We start from the raw sequence: 21356 nt of genomic DNA, 5'->3' as shown, positions 1-21356 counted from the left end.
GCCGCGAAAAGGGAAAGAGCGTGTTGGCGATGGCTGATGTGATTGGATCAGAGAACAAGGCGATTTGGGCGATCGGGATGATGTCCGGCACCTCGCTTGACGGCGTGGATGCGGCGCTGGTCCAGACGGATGGAACACGTGTTTATGCCTTCGGGCCAAGCGCCTATAAGGACTACTCTGACGGTCACCGCGCAGAATTGCGCGCGGCGCTCGGACAGTGGCCGGACGGGCCGGATGTGAAGAATGCCGCCCGAGTGGGTGAGGCTGCGCATATTGCGTTGGCTCAGACGCTGCTGGCGGACAATGCCGCAGATCTTCTTGGGTATCACGGGCAAACGCTGGCCCATGACCCGGCCAATGCCCGCACGCACCAAGCGGGGGACGGACAAGTGCTGGCAGATGTGCTGGCGGTTCCCGTCGTCTGGGATTTTCGCAGCGAAGACGTGGCCCAAGGGGGAGAGGGCGCCCCACTGGCGCCGTTCTTCCACCACGCCTGCGCGCGCTTCATTGGGGCAGATGCCCCGATCGCCTTTCTGAACCTTGGGGGCGTGGGAAATGTCACATGGGTCGACCCGCGCATCGACGCGCCTGAAGCCCCAGACGCTTGTCTTGCCTTCGACACCGGCCCTGCGAACGCACCGATCAATGATTTGATGCAGGTGCGCCGTGGGCTCGCGTTGGATCTGGGTGGAGCGCTGGCGCTGTCCGGCACTGTGGATGCCGGGATTGTGCAGGCGTTTCTTGAGCATCCCTATTTTACCCGCCAGCCGCCCAAGTCGCTCGACCGTGATGCGTTTCCTGATCTGCTGACATCCGTAGCGGATCTGCCGGATACTGACGCGGTGCGCACGCTGGCCGCCTGTGCGGCCGAAGCCGTCGCTCAGGGTATGCGCCACTGCCCAAGCCCCCCGACCGCGCTGTTGGTCACAGGCGGGGGGCGCAAGAACGCCGCTTTGATGCAGGAACTGTCTGCGCGTCTGTCTGTGCCGGTTCAGGATATTGACGATACCGGATTGGACGGCGACATGCTGGAAGCGCAGGCCTTTGCTTATCTGGCGGTGCGCGTGGCGCGCGGGCTTCCGACCTCGGCCCCCAGCACGACAGGCGTTGCATTCCCGGTTGGCGGTGGGAAGGTGTCTTACCCATTGTCGTAACGTCAGGTTGCACTGGCGTGTTGTCAGATTAGACGGCATAGAGGATGGACGGAACACAGGCACAAGGGCAGGGGGACGACATGTTTCTGAAAAATGCATGGTACGTGGCGGCATGGGATCACGAAGTGACCCGCGACCCCAGTCAAGTTGTTGTCCTGAGTGAAAAGATTTGCCTCTATCGAACTCAGGATGGCGAGGTGATTGCGCTTGAAGATGCCTGTCCGCACCGCAAGCTGCCTCTGTCAAAAGGGCGCGTGAAAGGCGACAATATTGAATGTGGCTATCACGGGCTGACCTTCGATTGTGCCGGGCAATGTGTCTGGGCTCCGGGTACGGGCCGCATTCCGTCTGCTGCCAAGCTGCGCGCCTATCCCGTACACGAGAAATACGGGCTGGTTTGGGTCTGGATGGGCAATCCAGCCATTGCGGACCCCGACGAGATCTTCGAGATCGAGAACTATGGCAACCCCGATTGGGGCATCAACCGCGGCGCCGCGATGGAGCTGGGGTGCAACTATCTCTATATGACCGACAACCTTCTGGACCCGACCCATGTGGCGTGGGTGCATGAAGGATCGTTCGCGCAGGCTGCCACCAAGGACACGCCTTTGCGGGTGACGAAAACGGATGATGGTGTCATCGTGCATCGCTGGATGATGGATGTAGAGCCTGCGCCGTTCTATGCCAAGATCGTACCCTTCGAGGGCAACTGCGACCGGCTGCAGCATTACGAGGTGCGCTATCCCAGTCACGCGATTATTCGCGCGGTGTTTACACCGGCAGGTACGGGGGGCGTCGAAGGGCCGTTGCATGACGATATGTTCATCATGGACAGCTTCAACTTCATGACACCCACGACCGAAAAGACCACGCGGTATTACTGGTTCCAACTGCGCAATATTCGCCCGAATGACGCAGAGCTAAGCAAGATGATGAGCGAAGATGTCCGCAAAGCCTTTGAGGAAGACCGGGCGGTACTGCACGAGGTGCAAATCGGCATGGACCAGAAAACCTCGCCCCATATTGATCTGCCGATTGACGGAGGGCCGCTTAGGTTCCGCCGTCAGCTGCAAGCGATGATCAATGAAGAAGCTGCGGTCGACAAAGAGCTGGAGGGCTAACCCCAGCCCTTTGTCAGGGCGGCTCAGGTGCGCGCGACGGTGGCCTTGTCGGCATAGAACGCCACATGGCCCTTGATCTGTTCAAGATCTTCGACCGGGGCGTCATAGGACCACGCCGCATCCTCGATCACGGTCGATTTCGTCTGGATCGAGAAGTGCTTTGCTTCGCCCTTGTAAGGGCAGGTTGTGACGGTGGCGCTGTTGTCTAGAAACGCCATCGCAATATCGGCGCGCGGGAAATAGATCACCGGCGGCAGATCACCTTCACGGACCTCAAGCGCATCACGGCTTTCCCCGATCACGGCCCCGCCGGCGCGAACGGTCCATTTGCCTTCAGCGGCGCGAATGATGGTGTTGTCAGCCATGGTTCTTCTTTTTCTGGTTAGATTTTGCGGCACACTAACAGATCTCGTGTAAAAATCGCGTGTCAAATTGGCGCGCATGCTTTGCTGAGCCAGATCAACGCAGCGTCAGACACTTGATCGGACAACAGGTCCAGCGTTTTGGCGTGATAGGCGTTCAGCCATGTGCGTTCTTCGCCCGACAGCATCTCGAGCACGATCAGCGAAGTGTCGAGAGGCACATAGGTGAGCGTTTCTAGGTTCAGCATCTCGCGATCACTGTCACCACCCGCCGGCACGGGCGCTTTCTGCACGACCACGAGGTTTTCCAACCGAATGCCGAAGGCTCCGTTGCGATAGTAGCCCGGCTCGTTAGACAGGATCATTCCGGGCAGAAGCTCGATTTCCGAGATGGGCGAGAACCGCTGCGGCCCTTCATGCACAGAAAGGTAGGCCCCAACGCCATGCCCAGTGCCGTGATTAAAATCCTGATGCGCAGCCCAAAGCGGATATCGTGCGATTGGGTCCAGATCACGCCCCGTGCGTCCCTTCGGGAAATAGGTGCGCGATAGGGCGATCATTCCCTGCAACACACGGGTAAAGCAGCGTTTTTCGTCTTCACCGATCTCACCCACACGCAGGACGCGCGTAATGTCGGTGGTGCCATCGCGATACTGCCCACCACTGTCCAGAACCACCAGATTGCCATCTTCCAAAGGGCGGTTAGTATCTTCGGTCACGCGGTAATGCATAATCGCGCCATTGGGACCGGCGCCCGCGATAGTCTCGAACGAGATATCCATCAGCGCATTGGTGGCGCGCCGTTTCTCCTCTAGTTGTTTGACCAGATCAATCTCGGTCAGGCTGGTTTTGTCAGCGGCATCAAACCACGCCAAGAACTCCACCACGGCGGCGGCATCGCGCAAATGCGCGGCGCGTGCGCCTTTCAGCTCGGTCGGGTTTTTCTGAGCCTTGGGCAGGATTGCGGGGTCGTCTGCCCAATCGATCTTGATCCCGGCCTCGGTCAGGATCTGCCAGACTGCAAAGGGTGCCGAGGCACGGTCGACACGCACTGGTCCATCCAGCCGGGTCAAAGCCTTTTGAAAGTCACGGATCGGATGCAGGGACACATCGACGTCAAAGCGGGCCTCAACCGTGCGGCCTTCGGTGGCAAAAAACTGGACCGAGGCATCGTCGCCAAGGATCGCAAAGCCTTGCACCACCGGAATGCAGGGGATGTCATCGCCACGGATGTTCAAAAGCCACGCGATGCTGTCAGACAAGGTGATGGCGCAGGCTTTTTGACCTTTGGCCAGCAGTTCGTCCGCCAGTTCTCCACGTTTCGCAGTGCTGGATTGTCCCGCAAAATCAAGGGGCTGCTCGACGATCTTTCCATTCGGCGCGGCGGGGCGGTCATCCCAAATCTGGTCGACCAGATTGTCTGTGGGTACCAGCGTTACCCCTGTGCCTTCCAGCGCTTTCTCGATCTTCTCGATCTCGGACTTTGTGTGCAGCCACGGGTCAAATCCGATACGCGCCTTGCCTGATATCTGTTCCTTCAGCCAGTCGCCCGGCTGCACCTCGGGCCAATCGACAGGGGTGTACGCGGCCATATCTGCCTGTTCGCGCACCTGCACGCGATAGCGCCCGTCGACGAAAATCCCGGCCACATCCTTCAACGCAATGCAGAACCCGGCCGAGCCCGTGAACCCTGTCAGCCACGCAAGCCGCGCGTCGCAGGCGGCAACATATTCGCCCTGATGTGCATCCGCGCGCGGCACAAAGAAACCGTCCAGCCCCTTCATTCCCATAGCGCGACGCAGACGCTCCAATCGGGCAGCCCCTTTGCTGGGATCGGCGGTGGTGGTGAAGGTTTGGAACATTTCTGTCTCCGAAGTCGGGTGGCGAAAACAAGACACGCCCGCGAAAGGCGGGCGCGTGTTGGGCGCAACATGCCGCGAAACGGGCGCGGTGAAAAGGGGGTTAGATGGCTTTCTTGATCCCCATCACGCGCGCACGGGCACGCGGATCATTGTCAAAGAGTGCGGCCAGCTGTTCGGTCATGGCACCGGCCAACTGTTCCACATCCGTGATTGTTACGGCGCGGTCGTAATAGCGCGTCACGTCATGGCCAATCCCGATTGCCAGAAGCTCGACCTGCTTGCGTTTCTCGACCATGTCGATCACATCACGCAGGTGTTTTTCCAGATAGTTCGCGGGGTTAACGGACAAAGTTGAATCGTCCACAGGCGCTCCGTCCGAAATCACCATCAGGATTTTGCGCTGTTCCGGACGGGCCACGATCCGGCGGTGCGCCCATTCCAACGCCTCGCCGTCGATGTTTTCCTTCAGCAGCCCCTCTTTCATCATCAGGCCCAGATTATCCCGCGTGCGGCGCATGGGGGCATCGGCCTGTTTATAGATGATGTGGCGCAGATCGTTCAGACGACCGGGCTGTTGCGGACGGCCGTCGGCCAGCCACTTCTCACGTGCAAGCCCGCCTTTCCATGCGCGGGTGGTGAAGCCCAACACCTCGACCTTTACCTGACAGCGTTCCAGTGTGCGCGACAGCACGTCGGCACAGATCGCGGCGATCGAGATCGGACGTCCACGCATGGAGCCCGAGTTGTCGAGCAAAAGCGTCACAACCGTATCGCGGAATTCGGTGTCTTTTTCCTGCTTGAAGGACAGGGGGGTGGTCGGGTTTGCAATCACACGTGCCAGACGGCCAGCGTCCAGAATGCCTTCTTCCAGATCAAACAACCACGAGCGGTTTTGCTGCGCCTGCAGACGCCGCTGCAACTTGTTGGCCAGACGTGACACGGCGCCCTTCAGGGGCTCAAGCTGCTGGTCCAGATAGGCGCGCAGTCGTTCCAGCTCGGCGGGTTCCGCCAAATCTTCGGCCATGACCTCTTCGTCATGCTCGTTGTGGAAAACCAAATAGTCCGGGTCCGCATCCGATGCGGGCTGAGGCGTCGGTGGCTCAAGCGGCGCATCCGCATCGGGCATCTCGGCCTCTTCGCCCACCTCATCCTCGGCCATGTCATCAATGGTGACCTGTGCCTCAGAGGGGTCCATCTGCTCGTCTTGCGCGCGTTCGGGATCAGCCTCGGCTTCCTCGTCATCCGGGGATTGTTCCGAGTTCGGATCGTCCTGCGCCTCGTCGTCTTCGGGCTGCGCTTCGTCTTCGTTTTCGTCGTCTTCGCCATCCGGGTCATCGCCCAGTTGGTCGCCATAGCCCAGATCTTCGATGATCTGCCGTGCAAACCGCGAGAACTGTTGCTGGTCTTCCAGCGCGCCTGTCAGGTCGTCCAGATGTTCGCCACATTGCGCTTCGATGAAGTCACGCCACAGGCCCATCACGTTGTCAGCGCCCGGTGGAAGATCGCGGCCAGTTGCCAGATGACGCATCAGATATCCGGCCGCAACGGGCAGGGGGGCGTCGGCGGCGGCGGTGATCTGGTCATAGCCCGCGCGGTCAGCTTCGTGCTCGATTTTGGCATCGATATTGCCCGCCGTACCCGGCATGTCGCGGGCCCCCAGCGCCTCGCACCGCGCGGTCTCCATCGCTTCATAGATGTCACGCGCCATGTTGCCGGCAGGGGCGTACTTCGCGTGCATGGCATCGTCGTGATAGCGCAGCTTCATGGCATAGGCATCCGCCGTACCACGGGCCAACAAGACTTCGTCCTTGGTCATCCGGCGCGTGACCTGAGGCAGGCGCATCGCGTCGCGGCTGACGCCCGAGGGGTCCACCGTAAAGCTGACCGACAGCTCTGGCTCGTCGGCAAGCGTCTTCGTCGCCTCAGCCAGCGCTTTCTTGAACGGATCAGCAGGGTTGTCGGTGGGTTTTTTCATGGTCAACACATAGCTTTAGATACAGCTTGGCCATTTGCAGCGGCTTTGCTGAAAAACGCACGGATCTCTTCAAAAGCACTTATCACCAAATCATGTGCCTCTGCCGGGATCGGGCTTCCATAAATTTCAGATTCATCCGAGGCCAGTTGAGCAAGTCGCTCATTTACAAGTTCATCAGAGAGATCGTGTAAATGTTGGTTTGCAAGTTTAACGTTACCCGCATCTAGCAACCGAAACGGTTCCTCTTCTGGATGAGCCTGCGCCCAATAGTCTCCGCCTATCATAAACCCTGCAGGAAGTGTGTCATCCCAATCGGAGCCAGAAGCTAAAAAATGCACAACGTGCCAGGCCTGAAAAAAGTCTATGCTTTCTTCTGCCATCGGAGCGTTCTCAGTTGGCAAATTCAGTGCAAACCTAACCGCGTCATCATTTGAGAGCCCCGTCACAAGATCGGGGTCAAATCGGCGCATTGTCAGAGACATGCTCATTAGCTTACCCCAAGCTCATGCTCACCGCGCTCTCCGGCAGTTCCTCGTCGAAGCAGCGCTGATAGAACTCGGCCACGATCTGGCGCTCCAGCTCGTCGCATTTGTTCAGGAAGGACAGGCGGAAGGCATAGCCGACCGAGCGGAAGATCGACGCGTTTTGCGCCCAGTTGATCACGGTCCGCGGGCTCATCACCGTGGACAGATCGCCATTCATAAACGCCGTGCGGGTCAAGTCCGCGACGGTGACCATCTGGCTGACGGTTTGGCGACCGCTTTCGGTGTTCAAGAACGGGTTTTTCGCCAGCACAATGTTGGTTTCCGCATCGTGGCTTAGATAGTTCAGCGTGGCGACCAGCGACCAGCGGTCCATCTGCGCTTGGTTGATCTGCTGCACGCCGTGATACAGCCCCGTCGTGTCGCCCAGACCCACGGTGTTCGCGGTGGCAAACAGGCGGAAGGACGGGTGAGGGGTGATAACCTCGTTCTGGTCCAGCAGGGTCAGCTTGCCGTCATGCTCCAACACACGCTGGATGACGAACATCACGTCAGCACGGCCTGCATCGTATTCATCGAACACAATCGCGGTCGGATTGCGCAGCGCCCACGGTAGGATGCCTTCCTGGAACTCGGTGACCTGCATGCCGTCTTTCAGCTTGATCGCGTCCTTACCGATCAGGTCAATCCGGCTGATGTGACTGTCGAGGTTCACACGCACGGCGGGCCAGTTCAGACGGGCCGCAACCTGTTCGATATGAGTCGATTTTCCCGTGCCGTGATAGCCCTGAACCATCACCCGGCGGTTGTGCGAGAAGCCCGCCAAAATGGCCAGTGTGGTGTCCGGATCAAACTTATAGGTGCTGTCGACTTCGGGCACGCGGCTGGTGCGCTCGGCAAAGCCTTTGACCATCATGTCGCTGTCGATGCCGAAAACCTCACGAACCGAGATGTCCTCGGTCGGTTTCGCGTTCAAATCCAGGTTGCCATCTGCCATGAGGAGGATCCTTCTATCACGCGCCACATTGCGCGCGTATTGCACGTTGTTTGGTCCGTGATGCCCCATGAAGTTCACGCGTGCAAGGGGAAGCACGGGGAAAAGGTGACGCCGGGCAAAGCTGGCCCTAATGACGTTGCGTGTCTGGTCTGACCATTTGGTCAAAAAAGATCCCGCGCAAGCTAGACTTTGGTCGCCCCTGCGGTGTGCGAGACGTGACTGGCAACGCCCTTTTGGCCTTATTTAAAGCTGCGGCTTTCCTTGATCTGGTCCCAAGCCCAGCGAACTTCTTGCAGCTGATCTTCCTGCGAACGATCCCCACCATTCATGTCCGGGTGCAGCACCTTGATCAGCTTCTTGTAAGACTTGCGGATCTCGGCCTTGGTCCAGTGATCCTTGGCTTCCAGAATGTCGATGGCGCGACGTTCCGTGGGGGGCAGTTTGCGAGTGCCGGTGATTGACTTGCCGGGGTTTTGGGTCGCGTTGGCGCCCAGAACCTGATGCGGGTCGTCCACGCCCAGACGCGCCCAAGCGCGCTGTTCGTCCTTGGTGCCCATCGGCTTGGTCTCGCGTTCCCAGACGCGGTCCTTGTCCATCTGCTCGTTCATTTCTTCTTCGGTTGATCCGTCGAAGAAATTCCACTTCAGGTTATACTCGCGCACGTGGTCCTTACAGAACCACTTGAACTCGTCCAAGTGATCGGGCGAGCGGGGCGCGCGGTACTGACCGGCCTCGTTACAGCCGTCATGTTCACATACACGTTTCGAGGTCTCGAACGCACCTGACATCCCGCGTTTACCGCGCGGATTGCGTTTCTTGGCCGCAGAGACCGACATGTCAAAACCAAAAGGATCGTCGTTGGGCATCGTAATCTTCTCTTTTCGACTCGGACCCGAGAGTTTAGTGCTTTTTCACCGGGATTGAAGAGGGAACTGCGAAGAAATGAACAGATCGACACGAATTCATCAGGCGCTGTCCGACACGTTTTCTCCGGAATATCTTGAAGTCATTGACGAAAGTGAACAGCATCGCGGCCATGCTGGCTTTCAAGAGGGCGGGGAAAGCCATTTCCGCGTAATTATCCGTGCGCCAAGTTTCGCCGACATGTCCCGGATCGCGCGTCATCGCGCTGTGCACAAAGCACTGGGCGCGGATCTGGTGTCCGAGATCCACGCCCTAGCGCTTGATATTTCCGGGTAATCTGCCTGGCTTAACGCTCGTCGCGTTCGATGCTGGGGGCCGCGTCGCCGGCTTCGTTTGCATCCGTGGCTGAAGGCAGGCTGGGCGCAAAATGTTCCTCGGCGGCATCAGCGTCGGAGGGGGTCGCGTCGGCCAAAGCCGTCACGGCCGCGAAATCAGCATCCGCTGTCTGTTCGTCCGATAGGTCAGCGATCTGCCTGCGAAATACCAGCATGTTTTGATAGACGGTGGTGCGGCCGGTTAGACCGGAACGCTCTTCACTGGGCAGCGTGTCGGTGCGCAGATACTCCCAGCCTTCAGCGCCAGCTTCGTTCAACGCTTCCTGCATCGCAAGGGCAAAGCGGGCTTCGGACCCTTTTACGCCTCGGGATTTCTTGCCTTTGCGCGGGGCAGGGATCACCTGGTATTCGTAACTCGACATGGGCTGACCTTTTCAATTTCTCCGGCTCATCGCCGTATAGACGGTTTTCGACCTGTGGGCCAAGAGGGAGTTGGCGCCGTTGGCGGATTGCCCCGGTGGATTAGCCCACCAAGCGTGGGGGCGTGTCTTGCTTCAAGGCCGCAGCCTCGGCGCGCGTTAATTGCTCGCCTTGCTTACGCTTCAACAGCACCTCACGAGCGCGGGCATATTCATCACCCTGCCAGAAGATTAGGCAACCGTTACAGCCCTTGCCACAGCAGCCATCGGTACCAACGCGGTTGGTTTTCAAGCGGGTTTCGCGTCCGTCTTCAGCAATGGCATCCGCCAGATCGTCACGGCGCTTCTCATAGGCCTTGGTGTTCTCTTTCCCCGACATTTCAAGACCTTGCGTCAGCTTGTCAAAGCGGATGCGTTTCCATTGTTCGTCCGTCAGCGCCTTTTCCTTGCGCAATACGGTGAATGCCGGGAAGCGGGCTTTCAGATCGTCCAGATCTTCGTGATCGAACAGCGCGAAGGGCACGCGGATCGTGGTCTTGGTGCTGCCATGGACGACCTCTTTGATGTCACCTTTATGGAAGTCCTCGAACTCGTACATCCGCAGAAGAACCGTCTCGCGCGCGATGGGCGAGATGAATTCAAGCACCTCACCAGCTTCCAGCTTGTTCTTGACCTCGACCAGGAATGCATCCTCGGTCACATCGGTTACAACGCCCGCATATTCCCACTGGGCCAGCGAGGCGGTGTGTTCATAGTCATGCGCATAGTTGGTCAGGCGACCCTCGTGGAATGCCAGCGTGTAGCCCCGGTTCCCGACGGCCTCAAGCTCGCGCATATAGGGCTTCGGATCCCAGTTTTCGGGATCTTCGTAGTAGTCGTCGATGGCCATCCGATAGGCGCGGGCGACGATGGCACAGTAGTATTCAGACTTGCCGCGGCCTTCGACCTTCAGACTGTCGACGCCGATTTTCAGGTATTCATCCAGCTTCGGCATGATGCACAGATCGCGCGAGTTCAGGATGTAGGATCCACGACCGTCTTCCTCGATCGGCATGAACTCACCGGGGCGGCAGCCTTCTTCCAGCAGAAACTCAAACATGTCCGCATTGTCTTCGGTGATGTTCAGATCTTCGATCGTCCCATCCTTCAGGCGCATCCGCACGCCATAATTCCAGCGGCAAGAGTTCGCGCAGTTGCCTTGGTTCGCGCCGCGCTCGGCCATGAAATTGGACAGCAGGCAGCGACCGGAATAGGTCATGCACATGGCACCGTGTACGAAGGCCTCAAGCTTAACATCAGGGCAATGCTCGCGGATTTCGACCAGTTCGGGGTACGAGACTTCGCGTGCCAGAACGACCAGTTCCGCGCCTTGATCTTCCCAGAATTTCACCGACAACCACGAGCAAACATTGGCCTGTGTCGAGATGTGCAACGGAAGTTCAGGCGCGTGGGTGCGAACGTACTGAAACACGCCGGGATCGGCGATGATCAACCCGTCTGGCTTCACTTTGCGCACAGTTTCAATGTACTCGGCCAGCTTTGGGATGTCTTTGTTATGGCTGAATAAATTCAGTGTCAGATAGGCGCGACGACCATGGGCGTGGCAGAACTCTACCCCCTCGATCACGTCTTCCAAAGAAAACTGAGACTTGGTGCGCAAAGACATATCGGGCGTACCCAGATAGACCGCGTCCGCGCCGTAAAGCACGGCCATTTTCAATTTCCGCAGATTGCCCGCAGGCATCAAAAGTTCCGAGCGTCGCTGTGACATGTTGATCCGTTCGCGTTTTGTGGATGTGGCGCGCTTCTAACAGTCACGCGCGCACATTTCCAGTGCCCAAGATCAGGGGATATCCAGAACAATCTTGCCCATATGACCCTTGCTGACAAAGCTCTTCTGCGCGTCAACGATCTGGTCCAGCGGATAAGTCTCGGCGACCAGAGGGCGGATCGCGCCGCTTTCGATGCGCTTGATCAGGTTTGGGAAGACGTCCGGCTCCTACACAGTACAGCCGAAGAAGCTCAGGTCCTTCAGATAGAGCGTGCGCACATCCAGCGGAACTTCCGCCCCGCCGATGGCACCGGCTACGGCATAGCGTCCACCGCGGCGCATCACGTCTAGCAGAGCGGGCCAGCCGGGACCGGCGACAAGGTCGATCACAACGTCGATGCTGTCACGGCCAAGCTCAGCTACCAGATCGGCACTGCGGTCCAAAGCTTTCGCCGCGCCGAGCTCTTCCAGCAAGGGGATCTTGGCCGGGCTGGTCAGGGCAACTACCTCGGCCCCACGGGCCCGTGCCAGCTGAACGGTGGCGGATCCGACCCCGCCAGATGCCCCCGTGACCAGCACACGGTCTCCTTCGCCAACACGGGCGCGGGTCAGCATGTTCTCCGAGGTCGAGTACGAACAGGGGAAGGATGCAAGTTCGAGATCGGTTAGCGGACTGTCAATGGCATGGGCGTGGCGTGCCGCGACTGTGGCGTATTGCGCGAACCCGCCATTGCATTCGGACCCGAAATACATGGCATCGCTGAACGGGGCTTCCGGCGCGCGCAGGCAGGGCTCGATCAAGACGCGTTCCCCGATCCGCGCGGGGTCGACGCCTTCCCCAACGGCTGTAATATGACCACAGACATCCGCCCCCTGGATCAGGGGCAGGGACAGGGCTTTGCCGCTCCAACTGGCGTCTTCAGCATCGCTGTCGCCCTTGGAGTACCACGCCAGTCGCGTGTTCACATCGGTGTTGTTTACCCCCGCCGCGCCGACGCGGATTTGCACTTCGCCGGGGCTGGGGGTCGGAATGGGCAGATCGGTCCGATAGGACAGTTGGTCATAGTCGCCATGTCCGGTCAGGATCACGCCCGTCATTGCATCGTTCGCCATATCACGCTCCGCTTTTGATTCTGGTTAAGAGTGTCCGGTCTGACAGACGTGCACTAGTGCGAATGCGACCTGCACGTGTCGCGCACGAAAAAAGCCGGACCACGATGCGGCCCGGCTTCCAATTCTACATGTGATGTGGGTTAGAGACCCAGCTTGGCCGTCACCAGCTCGTTCACTGCCTTCGGGTTGGCCTTGCCACCCGTGGCTTTCATTACCTGACCAACGAAGAACCCGACCAGTTTCGGGTTCTCTTTGGCTTTTTCGACCTGTGCAGGGTTGGCCGCGATCACTTCGTCCACAGCGGCTTCGATGGCGCCAGTGTCGGTGACCTGTTTCATGCCGCGCGCTTCCACGATCTCGGCCGGGTCGCCGCCCTCGGTGTAGACGATTTCAAACAGATCCTTGGCGATCTTGCCCGAGATGTCTCCTTTGGCGATCAGGCCGATAATGCCGCCCAGCTGCGCGGGGCTGACCGGGCTTTCTTTGATCGAGTGGTCTTCTTTCTTCAGACGACCAAACAGCTCGTTGATCACCCAGTTGGCGGCCAGCTTGCCGTCATTGCCGTCGGCCACTTCCTCGAAGAAAGCGGCGTTTTCGGCTTCGGCGGTCAGAACATCGGCGTCATATTCGGACAGACCGAATTCGGTCACGAAGCGCGCTTTTTTCTGGTCTGGCAGCTCGGGCAGAGTCTTGGCGATGTCGTCGACCCAGCTTTGTTCGATCTCCAGTGGCAGCAGATCGGGGCAGGGGAAGTAACGATAGTCATGCGCTTCTTCCTTAGACCGCATCGAGCGTGTCTCGTTCTTATCCGCATCATACAGGCGGGTTTCCTGCACGACTTCGCCACCGTCTTCCAGAATGGCGATCTGGCGCTTTGCCTCATAGTCAATCGCGGCTTGAATGAAGCGCATCGAGTTCATGTTCTTGATCTCGCATCGCGTGCCCAGATGGCCGAAATCTTGTGTTTCCATGTACTTCTCGTACTGGCCCGGACGACAAACCGAGACGTTCACGTCTGCGCGCATATTGCCGTTCTGCATGTTGCCGTCACAAGTACCCAGATAGCGGAGCAACTGGCGCATCTTGGTGACATAGGCGGCGGCTTCCTCAGGGCCACGAATGTCAGGGCGTGACACGATTTCCATCAGTGCGACGCCGGTGCGGTTCAGGTCCACGAAGGACATGTTCGGATCCATGTCATGCACGGACTTGCCAGCATCCTGTTCAAGGTGAATACGCTCAATGCGCACCTTGCGGGCGATACCTGGGCCCATATCCACAATCACTTCGCCTTCGCCCACAATGGGGTGATAGAGCTGCGAAATCTGATAGCCCTGCGGCAGATCCGGGTAGAAATAGTTCTTGCGGTCGAAAGCCGAGAACAGGTTGATTTCGGCGTTCAGGCCCAGCCCTGTGCGTACGGCTTGCTCTACGCAGAATTCATTGATCACAGGCAGCATGCCCGGCATGGCGCTGTCCACGAAGGCCACGTTCGAATTCGGCTCGGCCCCGAACTTGGTCGACGCGCCCGAAAACAGCTTCGCGTTCGAGCTGACCTGAGCGTGGATTTCCATCCCAATGACCAGTTCCCAGTCGTCCTTCGCCCCTGCAATCACTTTCGGCTGCGGGCTTTCATAGGCGAGATGATCAAGCATGTGTGTTTTCCCAAGTATCAAAACTTGTCGAGGTTCTAGTTGAGGTGACGGGAAGGGGCAAGAGGGCAGGCCGCCAAGCTGAACACCATCTTTGCGCAGCCTTCAGAAAATGCTGCGATGCAGCAACTGCTTGGCTAACTTCAGGGTTGAAATTTTGTGCTAGAGTTTTCGCGAATGCATATCAGCCTTGCAAATAAGGAATGTCAGCAAATATCGGCTTAATGCTGCAGTGCCGCAATTAAGGGGTTGCAATACGCAAGCAACAGTCTTATTTGCCCTCGGATCGAACGCTAAGGATCGTTTAAAACCGATGTAGGTGGGAAAATGAAACGGATAATGATGGGCCTTGTGGCGACGGTGATGCTGTCGGACGCTGCTCTGGCCGAGGACTTTTTTGGGACGCGCGCTGCGCGTCAGCCAGTACTGACCATGCAGTGGGATGAGAAGCCGCAGGCGAAAGCCTGGACCGATGCAACCATCGCTGCGTTGGAAAATCACGGCACCGCTTTGTCTCAAAGCGTACCGGCAGACATTGCCGATTGGTGCCCGAACTATGAAAATCAGGACACTGCAGGACGCAATGCCTTCTGGGCAGGCCTTTTGTCATCCCTGTCTTTCTATGAAAGCACCTGGCGCCAGACCGCAGTGGGCGGTGGCGGCAAATGGTACGGGTTGGTTCAGATCCTGCCCGCCACGGCCCGCGGCTATGGCTGCGAAGCACGCTCGGGCGAAGCGCTGAAAAACGGAGAGCTGAACCTCAGCTGTGCCGTGCGTATCATGTCGGTGACCGTGCCGCGTGACAACGTCGTCTCGCGCGGGATGAAGGGCGTGGCTGCCGATTGGGGCCCGTTCCATTCCAAACGCAAACGCGAGCAAATGCGCGAATGGGTGCGCGAGCAGAACTATTGCACCACCGGCTAAACCCGGATCGAATACTCCAAAGACGGGTCCTGGGGGCCGATCGAAATAGAAAGGGCGGGAATGCTTTCCCGCCCTTTTCTTATTCGTCTACCCGTTCAAAATGCGTCCCAGCATTTCCTGACTGTCGCGGCTAAGGCCCTCACTCGCCAGTATCCGTTCGATCTGGGCTTTCATCATCGCTTGTCGGTCGACGTCATAGCGCCGCCAAGTTTCAAAGCCAGATGACAACCGGGCTGCAATTTGCGGGTTCACCGGGTCCAGTTTGATCAGCCAGTCCGCAAACAGCTTATATCCTTCGCCCGAAGCGATATGGAACCCAGCCGGATTTGTCATCAACGCCCCAAAAACCGCACGGAAGCGATTGGGATTCTTCCAATTGAACGCGCTGTCTTTGGTCAGTTTTTCGGTCACGGATACGACGTCTTCCGGCGCGGCATGATAGATCTGCATCGAGAACCATTTGTCCATCACCAGTTCGTCACCTTCAAAGCGCTTGCGGAAATCGTCTAGCGCGGCCTCCCCCTTTTGCGCTTGTAGCAGATACCCTAGGGCTCCGAGCTGTAAGGTCATGTTGTCGGCCCGATCGTAAAGCGCCTGTGCCGCCGCACCGCCATCAAGACGGTTCAAAAGGTTCAACAAGCCAAGCCCCAGCGCCCGTTTGCCCGCTTGTTCGGCATTGGGTTCGAACGGTTCAGTCACCTCCATCTCGGCCATCAGGCGGGGCAGCAAGTCTTGCAGATGTTCTGCCATCGCCTGCCACAGCGTCTGTTGGGCGCGATAGATTTTCATCGGATCCGGGGTGACGCCCGCGTCAAACAAGGTCTGCGCCAGATCGTCCTGACTGGGCAGTCCCAACGTCAGCGCGCGGAAGGCCGGGTCCAGACTGTCGTCACGCAGCATCACGGCGATGGCTTGCAGGTAATCCTCCAACGGCGCGTCTTCGCCGGTGATTAGGGCCACCAGCACGTCCTTTGCCAGCGTCCGGCCGGCTTCCCATTTGTTGAACGGGTCCGTGTCATGGGCCAACAGGAAGGCACGTTCCTGCGCGGTGCTGTCCCGTTCCAGGATCACCGGGGCCGAGAAATGGCGCAGGATCGAGGGTACGGGTTTCGCCGCCAGCCCTTCGAAGGTGAAGCTCTGCTCTGCCTCGGTCATTTCAAGGATCTGAGTCGGCTGTACCTCGTCGCCATTGGGGCCCAGAAGCCCCACGGCCAGCGGGATGTGCTGCGGCAGTTTCTCGTCCTGACCGGGGGTGGGGGGCGTCGACTGTTTGAACGTCAACGTATAGGTGCCATCGGTCCAATCTTCCGATACGGCAACGCGCGGCGTGCCCGCCTGTTTGTACCAGCGGCGGAACTGCGTCAGATCGCGTCCGGTGCTGTCTTCAAAGACTTTAACCCAATCTTCAATCGTCGCGGCCTCGCCATCGTGGCGTTTGAAATAGAGGTCCAGCGCTTCGTCGTAAGCCGTATCGCCGACCAGCACCTTCATCATGCGGATTAGCTCGGCCCCTTTTTCATAGATCGTGGCCGTGTAGAAATTGTTGATTTCGACAAAGCTGTCGGGCTGTACTTGGTGAGCCAGCGGGCCGTTGTCTTCGCGGAACTGGCGCCCGCGCAAAGCGGACACATCATTGATCCGACACACGGCTTCCGACCGCATATCGCCCGAGAACTGCTGGTCGCGGAACACGGTCAGACCTTCCTTCAAGCTCAGCTGGAACCAGTCGCGACAGGTGATGCGGTTGCCGGTCCAGTTGTGGAAGTATTCGTGGGCAATGATCGCCTCGATCCGTTCGAAATTCGCATCCGTCGAGGTTTCGGGCGATGCCAGAACAGCCGAGGTGTTGAAGATGTTCAGCCCCTTGTTCTCCATCGCGCCCATGTTGAAATCGGACACGGCGACGATCTGGAAGATGTCCAGATCATACTCGCGGCCATAGACCTCTTCGTCCCACTTCATCGAGTCCTTCAGCGCCTGCATCCCAAACGCCGTCTTGCCCTCGTCACCCGGGCGGACCCACAGTTTCAGGTCCACCTCCTTGCCGGACATGGTGGTGAAGCTGTCGTCGCGGGCCACAAGATCGCCTGCGACCAGTGCAAACAGATAGGCGGGTTTGGGCCACGGATCGTCCCATTCGGCCCAACCATCGCCCGAGGCGACCGGGTTGCCGTTAGACAGCATCACAGGCTCGTCCCCGTCGATGCGCACCTTGAAGGGGGCCATCACGTCGGGCCGGTCCGGGTAATAGGTGATGCGGCGGAAGCCCTCGGCCTCGCACTGGGTGCAGTACATGCCGTTCGACATATAAAGCCCTTCCAAGGCGGTGTTGGCTTCTGGGCTGATTTCGACCTCGGCCTCCCACAGGAAGGGCGCGTCGGGCACATCCGCTTTCAGGCCGCCATCGACAAGTTCGGGGGTGATGTCGCGTCCGTCAACAGATGCGCGGATTAGGGTAAGTCCCTCGCCGTGCAAGAAAAAATCTTTGCAGGTGGCGGCCGCGTTCGGGGTGAACCGGATTCTTGAGATCACCCGCGTGGCGGTGGGGTGTAGTTGAAAGTCCAGCTCGACCCCGTCGATCAGATAAGCAGGGGGCGTATAATCGGCCAGATAGATCGGTTGGGGGGCTGCGTCTTTCATAAGAAATCCTTCAGGCATGAGTCCAGACCCGAAACCTAGGCGCGCGGTAGCAGAGCTGCAAGCCCGTCTACGCGTCAGCCCTTCGTGTTTCAGATAAGTCATTCTTAACCGAGGTCAAAATAAACCCACTTGCGCATCGGTTTCGTATCGGAAACTCTTAGGTGCATGCAGAGGTATACGAAGGGTTTCGACATGAGCGACTATATCGAACGGTCAGGGCTTCAGGTTCATCGCGAACTGGGCCGCTTTCTGGAAACACGCGCGCTGGCAGGAACGGCGCTGCGTTATGACGATTTCTGGAAGGGCTTTGCGCAGATCCTGAACGATCTGGCCCCAAGGAACCGCGCTCTGCTTGAGAAACGCACGCAGCTCCAGCGCCAGCTGGACGACTGGCACAAAGCCCGTGCGGGCCAGCCCCACGACGCCGCTGCTTATCGCGCCTTTCTGGAAGAGATCGGCTACTTGGTACCCGAGGGGCCGGACTTCGCGATCGAGACCGAAAACACCGACCCCGAGATTGCCCTGATCCCTGGTCCGCAGCTTGTGGTGCCGATTATGAATGCGCGCTACGCGCTGAACGCGGCCAATGCCCGTTGGGGCAGCCTTTATGACGCTCTTTATGGCACCGATGCTTTGGGCGATCTGCCCGAAGGGAAGGGCTATAACCCGGCTCGCGGTGCCCGCGTGATCGCAGCGGCGAAAAGCTTCTTGGATGGCGTTCTGCCGTTGGCAGATGGCAGCTGGGCCGAAGCTATTCGCATCGGGAACACGCCGCCTGCCTTGGCAAATCCCGGTCAGTTTTTGGGTAGCCGTGAGAATCTGTTCTATTATGAAAACAATGGCTTGAAGGTCGTTCTTGAGTTTGATGACACGACCGAAATCGGTGCTTCGGATCCATTGGGACTGTCAGACGTTCGGCTGGAAAGCGCGATGTCGGCCATCATGGATTGCGAAGACAGTGTCGCTGCCGTGGATGCTGACGACAAGGTGTTGGCTTATAGCAACTGGCTGGGGCTGATGAACGGGTCGCTCACCGAAGACGTCACGAAGGGCGGCAAAACCCACACCCGTGCACTGAACGACGACCTGACATTTGACGGTCCGGAAGGCGAGGTCACGTTGAAAGGCCGCGCCCTGATGCTGGTGCGCAATGTGGGGCATCTGATGACCAACCCGGCGATCCTGCTACCCGATGGCTCGGAAGTGCCCGAAGGGCTGATGGATGCCGTGGTTACGACGCTCTGTGCCATGCACGATCTGAAACGTGAGAGCGGAAACTCGGTCACCGGATCGGTTTACGTTGTGAAGCCCAAGATGCACGGACCGGAAGAGGTCGCCTTTGCAGATGAAATCTTTGGCCGGGTCGAAGAGCTGTTGGGCCTGCCGCGTCACACCGTGAAGCTGGGCATCATGGATGAAGAACGCCGCACCTCGGTGAACCTGAAGGAATGCATCCGCGCCGCGAAACACCGCGTGGCGTTCATCAATACAGGTTTCCTTGACCGCACAGGGGATGAAATCCACACCTCGATGGAAGCGGGGCCAATGATCCGCAAGGGCGAGATGAAAAACGCCGCGTGGATTGCCTCATACGAGGATCGCAACGTGGATATCGGTCTGGTCTGTGGCCTGAAGGGCCGGGCGCAAATTGGTAAAGGCATGTGGGCCGCGCCTGATCGGATGGCAGATATGCTGGATCAGAAAATCGGCCACCCCATGTCCGGTGCGACCTGCGCATGGGTGCCTAGCCCCACAGCGGCGACCCTGCATGCGACGCATTATCACCAAGTGGATGTGCTGGCTCGTCAGGACGAACTGCTTGAGGGCGGCGCGCGTGGCACGCTTGAAGATCTTCTGACGATCCCGGTCGCCGCAGGCGTTAACTGGTCCGAAGATGAGATCCGTGAAGAGATTGAAAACAACGCCCAAGGCATCCTTGGGTATGTCGTGCGCTGGGTCGATGCTGGCGTTGGCTGTTCGAAGGTGCCTGACATTCACGACGTTGGCCTGATGGAGGACCGCGCGACCTGCCGGATATCCTCGCAAGCGCTGGCGAACTGGCTGCATCACGGTGTGGTCTCGGAGGACGAGGTCATGGCTGCTCTGCGCAAGATGGCCGTGAAAGTTGACGGGCAGAATGCGGATGACCCCAGCTATCAGCCGATGGCGCCCGGCTATGATGGTGTAGCCTTTCAAGCCGCCTGCGACCTTGTGTTCAAGGGACGTGTGCAGCCGTCAGGCTATACTGAACCTGTGCTGCATGCACGCCGTCTGGAAAAGAAATCAAAGGCTTGAGGGAAGATATGAACCGTATCACTTTGGATGCCGCCCGCGTCATCATTCACGACACGATGGCCTATGGGCGCGAAAACGGCATGAAGCCGTTGTCTGTGGTCGTCGTTGACGCTGGCGGGCATGTGCTGGCGTTCGAGCGTGCGGACGGGGCGCCTCCCGGCCGGTTCGACATTGCGCGCGGCAAGGCCTATGGCTCGGTCATGCTGGGGATCGGCGGCACCGCACAACGCGACCGCGCCGAGGCGCAGGCCTATTTCATTGCTGCGGCCGGGGCTGCCTATGACGGCAAGCTGGTGCCGGTGCCGGGAGGCATTTTGGTGCGCAATGACTCGGGCGACGTGATCGGGGCCGTAGGCGTTACCGGCGACACGTCAGAGAACGATCTTGAAGCCGGGTCAGCTGGGATCAAAGCCGTCGGGCTGTCCGCCGACGGCTGATCACTTGAGATCACAGTCAGTCCAGACGCAGCGCAAGGGGTTTGAACTTCTCCTTGCGCTGCTTTACGTCATGGGGAACGTAGTTTTGTGCATTTGGATCGTGCCAAGTGCGCCCCATAGTTCGGAGCAGACATGAGACGCCCAATCGTTGGCATCATCGGCAATTCCTATCTGTTGAATGACAATTATCCGACCCATGCGGGCGGCACGATGAACTCCGAGGCCGTGTCTCAGGTTTCGGGCTGTCTGCCCCTGATCGTTCCGACCGATCCGCGTTTTGTCACGGTCGACGAGCTACTGGAAACCTGTGATGGGTTCCTGTTCACCGGCGGTCGGCCAAATGTGCACCCCGAAGAATACGGCGAGGATGAAACCGAAGCGCATGGTGAGTTTGATCGTTGCCGCGACGCCATCACTCTTCCTCTGATCCGCGCTTGCGTCGATCGTGGGCAGCCCTTTTTCGGGATATGTCGGGGCTTTCAAGAGGTGAACGTCGCAATGGGCGGCTCGCTTTACCCCGAAATCCGAGAACTGCCGGGCCGGATGAACCACCGAATGCCGCCGGATGGGACGATTGAAGAGAAGTTCGCGATCCGCCACGATGTGCATTTCGACAAGGGCGGTGTGTTCAGCGGTCTTCTGGGCGAAACGGTGCGGACAAACACGCTGCACGGGCAGGGGATCAAGACCTCTGGCCCACGCGTGATTATTGAAGGTCACGCCGATGACGGCACGCCCGAGGCCATCGTGATCAAGGACGCGCCGGGCTTTACACTGTCAGTACAATGGCACCCGGAATACCGCGCTGCCGAAGATCCGGTGTCGCGCGTGTTGTTCACGGCATTTGGGGATGCGGTGCGGACTTGGGCGGCGCGCTCCCCCACGTGATCACATCCATGTGACCCAACAGGTTTGTGCCTGTTCGGCGTTGACCTTCCCCCTGCTGGAACCCG

19 protein-coding genes are annotated in these 21356 nt (G+C 58.8%); 7 read left to right on the top strand and 12 right to left on the bottom strand.

The genetic code is table 11. The features are described from left to right. Positions 1–29: 29 nt before the first annotated feature. Positions 30–1154, top strand: a complete 1125-nt coding sequence (locus ACP15F_RS07450; protein WP_424940183.1) for an anhydro-N-acetylmuramic acid kinase — start codon at positions 30–32, stop codon at positions 1152–1154. An 80-nt stretch (positions 1155–1234) separates the two neighbouring features. Beyond that, positions 1235–2275, top strand: a complete 1041-nt coding sequence (locus tag ACP15F_RS07445) for a Rieske 2Fe-2S domain-containing protein (protein WP_424940182.1) — start codon at positions 1235–1237, stop codon at positions 2273–2275. A 23-nt stretch (positions 2276–2298) separates the two neighbouring features. On the opposite strand, the gene ACP15F_RS07440 is transcribed toward ACP15F_RS07445, so the two are convergent. The 6 genes from ACP15F_RS07440 to ACP15F_RS07415 form a co-directional block, all read right to left on the bottom strand. Next, positions 2299–2640, bottom strand: a complete 342-nt coding sequence (locus ACP15F_RS07440) for a DUF427 domain-containing protein (RefSeq protein WP_424940181.1) — start codon at positions 2638–2640, stop codon at positions 2299–2301. A 62-nt stretch (positions 2641–2702) separates the two neighbouring features. Then, positions 2703–4499, bottom strand: a complete 1797-nt coding sequence (locus ACP15F_RS07435) for an aminopeptidase P family protein (RefSeq protein WP_424940180.1) — start codon at positions 4497–4499, stop codon at positions 2703–2705. Positions 4500–4599: 100 nt separating this feature from the next. Then, positions 4600–6474 (bottom strand): cobaltochelatase subunit CobT, encoded by a 1875-nt coding sequence (gene cobT, locus ACP15F_RS07430; protein ID WP_424940179.1) that lies wholly within the window; start codon positions 6472–6474, stop codon positions 4600–4602. 2 nt (positions 6475–6476) lie between these two features. Further along, positions 6477–6962 (bottom strand): DUF1877 family protein, encoded by a 486-nt coding sequence (locus ACP15F_RS07425; protein ID WP_424940178.1) that lies wholly within the window; start codon positions 6960–6962, stop codon positions 6477–6479. 4 nt (positions 6963–6966) lie between these two features. Next, the gene (gene cobS, locus ACP15F_RS07420) at positions 6967–7953 is read right to left on the bottom strand and encodes a cobaltochelatase subunit CobS (protein ID WP_424940177.1); all 987 of its coding nucleotides are present in this window, start codon (positions 7951–7953) and stop codon (positions 6967–6969) included. A 239-nt stretch (positions 7954–8192) separates the two neighbouring features. Beyond that, entirely contained in the window at positions 8193–8819 is a 627-nt protein-coding gene (locus tag ACP15F_RS07415; protein WP_424940176.1) for a DnaJ domain-containing protein, read from the bottom strand. 76 nt (positions 8820–8895) lie between these two features. Between ACP15F_RS07415 and ACP15F_RS07410 the strand changes: the two genes are divergently transcribed. Continuing rightward, complete coding sequence (locus ACP15F_RS07410) at positions 8896–9153, top strand: BolA family protein (RefSeq protein WP_424940175.1); 258 nt, start codon at positions 8896–8898, stop codon at positions 9151–9153. A gap of 10 nt (positions 9154–9163) precedes the next feature. Here the strand turns inward: ACP15F_RS07410 and ACP15F_RS07405 are convergent, their stop codons facing one another. The 5 genes from ACP15F_RS07405 to gatB form a co-directional block, all read right to left on the bottom strand. Further along, positions 9164–9574: a DUF4177 domain-containing protein gene (locus ACP15F_RS07405; protein WP_424940174.1), complete on the bottom strand. Its 411-nt coding sequence runs from the start codon at positions 9572–9574 to the stop codon at positions 9164–9166. A gap of 100 nt (positions 9575–9674) precedes the next feature. After that, complete coding sequence (locus ACP15F_RS07400) at positions 9675–11342, bottom strand: U32 family peptidase C-terminal domain-containing protein (protein ID WP_424940173.1); 1668 nt, start codon at positions 11340–11342, stop codon at positions 9675–9677. 72 nt (positions 11343–11414) lie between these two features. Then, positions 11415–11546 (bottom strand): zinc-binding dehydrogenase, encoded by a 132-nt coding sequence (locus ACP15F_RS07395; RefSeq protein WP_424940958.1) that lies wholly within the window; start codon positions 11544–11546, stop codon positions 11415–11417. Between the two features lie 24 nt (positions 11547–11570). Beyond that, positions 11571–12455, bottom strand: coding sequence for a zinc-binding dehydrogenase (locus ACP15F_RS07390; protein ID WP_424940172.1), 885 nt, complete (start codon positions 12453–12455; stop codon positions 11571–11573). A 140-nt stretch (positions 12456–12595) separates the two neighbouring features. Then, positions 12596–14110 (bottom strand): Asp-tRNA(Asn)/Glu-tRNA(Gln) amidotransferase subunit GatB, encoded by a 1515-nt coding sequence (gatB, locus tag ACP15F_RS07385; RefSeq protein WP_424940171.1) that lies wholly within the window; start codon positions 14108–14110, stop codon positions 12596–12598. A gap of 324 nt (positions 14111–14434) precedes the next feature. Between gatB and ACP15F_RS07380 the strand changes: the two genes are divergently transcribed. Then, a complete protein-coding gene (locus ACP15F_RS07380; protein WP_424940170.1) occupies positions 14435–15031 on the top strand; it encodes a transglycosylase SLT domain-containing protein in 597 nt (198 codons plus the stop codon). Between the two features lie 87 nt (positions 15032–15118). Here the strand turns inward: ACP15F_RS07380 and pepN are convergent, their stop codons facing one another. Then, positions 15119–17671: an aminopeptidase N gene (gene pepN, locus ACP15F_RS07375; RefSeq protein ID WP_424940169.1), complete on the bottom strand. Its 2553-nt coding sequence runs from the start codon at positions 17669–17671 to the stop codon at positions 15119–15121. A gap of 192 nt (positions 17672–17863) precedes the next feature. On the opposite strand from pepN, the gene ACP15F_RS07370 reads away from it, so the two are divergent. The 3 genes from ACP15F_RS07370 to ACP15F_RS07360 all read left to right on the top strand — a co-directional run bounded on the left by ACP15F_RS07370 (position 17864) and on the right by ACP15F_RS07360 (position 21291). Next, on the top strand, positions 17864–19966 hold the full coding sequence (locus tag ACP15F_RS07370) for a malate synthase G (RefSeq protein ID WP_424940168.1): 2103 nt from the start codon (positions 17864–17866) through the stop codon (positions 19964–19966). A gap of 8 nt (positions 19967–19974) precedes the next feature. Beyond that, positions 19975–20403, top strand: a complete 429-nt coding sequence (locus ACP15F_RS07365) for a GlcG/HbpS family heme-binding protein (protein WP_424940167.1) — start codon at positions 19975–19977, stop codon at positions 20401–20403. A 132-nt stretch (positions 20404–20535) separates the two neighbouring features. Next, entirely contained in the window at positions 20536–21291 is a 756-nt protein-coding gene (locus tag ACP15F_RS07360; RefSeq protein ID WP_424940166.1) for a gamma-glutamyl-gamma-aminobutyrate hydrolase family protein, read from the top strand. The last annotated feature ends 65 nt before the right edge of the window (positions 21292–21356 follow it).

The organism is Aliiroseovarius sp. S253 (assembly GCF_049800855.1).
Classification (GTDB): Bacteria; Pseudomonadota; Alphaproteobacteria; order Rhodobacterales; family Rhodobacteraceae; genus Aliiroseovarius.
The sequence above is the reverse complement of the archived record's forward strand: the minus strand, read 5'-3'. Positions and strand labels throughout refer to the sequence as shown.

What these genes read in the sequence shown, in the direction of transcription:
- ACP15F_RS07360 (WP_424940166.1), top strand. Translation starts at nt 20,536, where the DNA reads ATGAGACGCCCAATCGTTGGCATCATCGGCAATTCCTATCTGTTGAAT.
- ACP15F_RS07370 (WP_424940168.1), top strand. Translation starts at nt 17,864, where the DNA reads ATGAGCGACTATATCGAACGGTCAGGGCTTCAGGTTCATCGCGAACTG.
- ACP15F_RS07425 (WP_424940178.1), bottom strand. Translation starts at nt 6,962, where the DNA reads ATGAGCATGTCTCTGACAATGCGCCGATTTGACCCCGATCTTGTGACG.
- ACP15F_RS07400 (WP_424940173.1), bottom strand. Translation starts at nt 11,342, where the DNA reads ATGTCACAGCGACGCTCGGAACTTTTGATGCCTGCGGGCAATCTGCGG.
- gatB (WP_424940171.1), bottom strand. Translation starts at nt 14,110, where the DNA reads ATGCTTGATCATCTCGCCTATGAAAGCCCGCAGCCGAAAGTGATTGCA.
- ACP15F_RS07440 (WP_424940181.1), bottom strand. Translation starts at nt 2,640, where the DNA reads ATGGCTGACAACACCATCATTCGCGCCGCTGAAGGCAAATGGACCGTT.
- cobT (WP_424940179.1), bottom strand. Translation starts at nt 6,474, where the DNA reads ATGAAAAAACCCACCGACAACCCTGCTGATCCGTTCAAGAAAGCGCTG.
- ACP15F_RS07410 (WP_424940175.1), top strand. Translation starts at nt 8,896, where the DNA reads ATGAACAGATCGACACGAATTCATCAGGCGCTGTCCGACACGTTTTCT.
- ACP15F_RS07450 (WP_424940183.1), top strand. Translation starts at nt 30, where the DNA reads ATGGCTGATGTGATTGGATCAGAGAACAAGGCGATTTGGGCGATCGGG.
- ACP15F_RS07365 (WP_424940167.1), top strand. Translation starts at nt 19,975, where the DNA reads ATGAACCGTATCACTTTGGATGCCGCCCGCGTCATCATTCACGACACG.
- cobS (WP_424940177.1), bottom strand. Translation starts at nt 7,953, where the DNA reads ATGGCAGATGGCAACCTGGATTTGAACGCGAAACCGACCGAGGACATC.
- pepN (WP_424940169.1), bottom strand. Translation starts at nt 17,671, where the DNA reads ATGAAAGACGCAGCCCCCCAACCGATCTATCTGGCCGATTATACGCCC.
- ACP15F_RS07415 (WP_424940176.1), bottom strand. Translation starts at nt 8,819, where the DNA reads ATGCCCAACGACGATCCTTTTGGTTTTGACATGTCGGTCTCTGCGGCC.
- ACP15F_RS07435 (WP_424940180.1), bottom strand. Translation starts at nt 4,499, where the DNA reads ATGTTCCAAACCTTCACCACCACCGCCGATCCCAGCAAAGGGGCTGCC.
- ACP15F_RS07445 (WP_424940182.1), top strand. Translation starts at nt 1,235, where the DNA reads ATGTTTCTGAAAAATGCATGGTACGTGGCGGCATGGGATCACGAAGTG.
- ACP15F_RS07390 (WP_424940172.1), bottom strand. Translation starts at nt 12,455, where the DNA reads ATGGCGAACGATGCAATGACGGGCGTGATCCTGACCGGACATGGCGAC.
- ACP15F_RS07405 (WP_424940174.1), bottom strand. Translation starts at nt 9,574, where the DNA reads ATGTCGAGTTACGAATACCAGGTGATCCCTGCCCCGCGCAAAGGCAAG.
- ACP15F_RS07380 (WP_424940170.1), top strand. Translation starts at nt 14,435, where the DNA reads ATGAAACGGATAATGATGGGCCTTGTGGCGACGGTGATGCTGTCGGAC.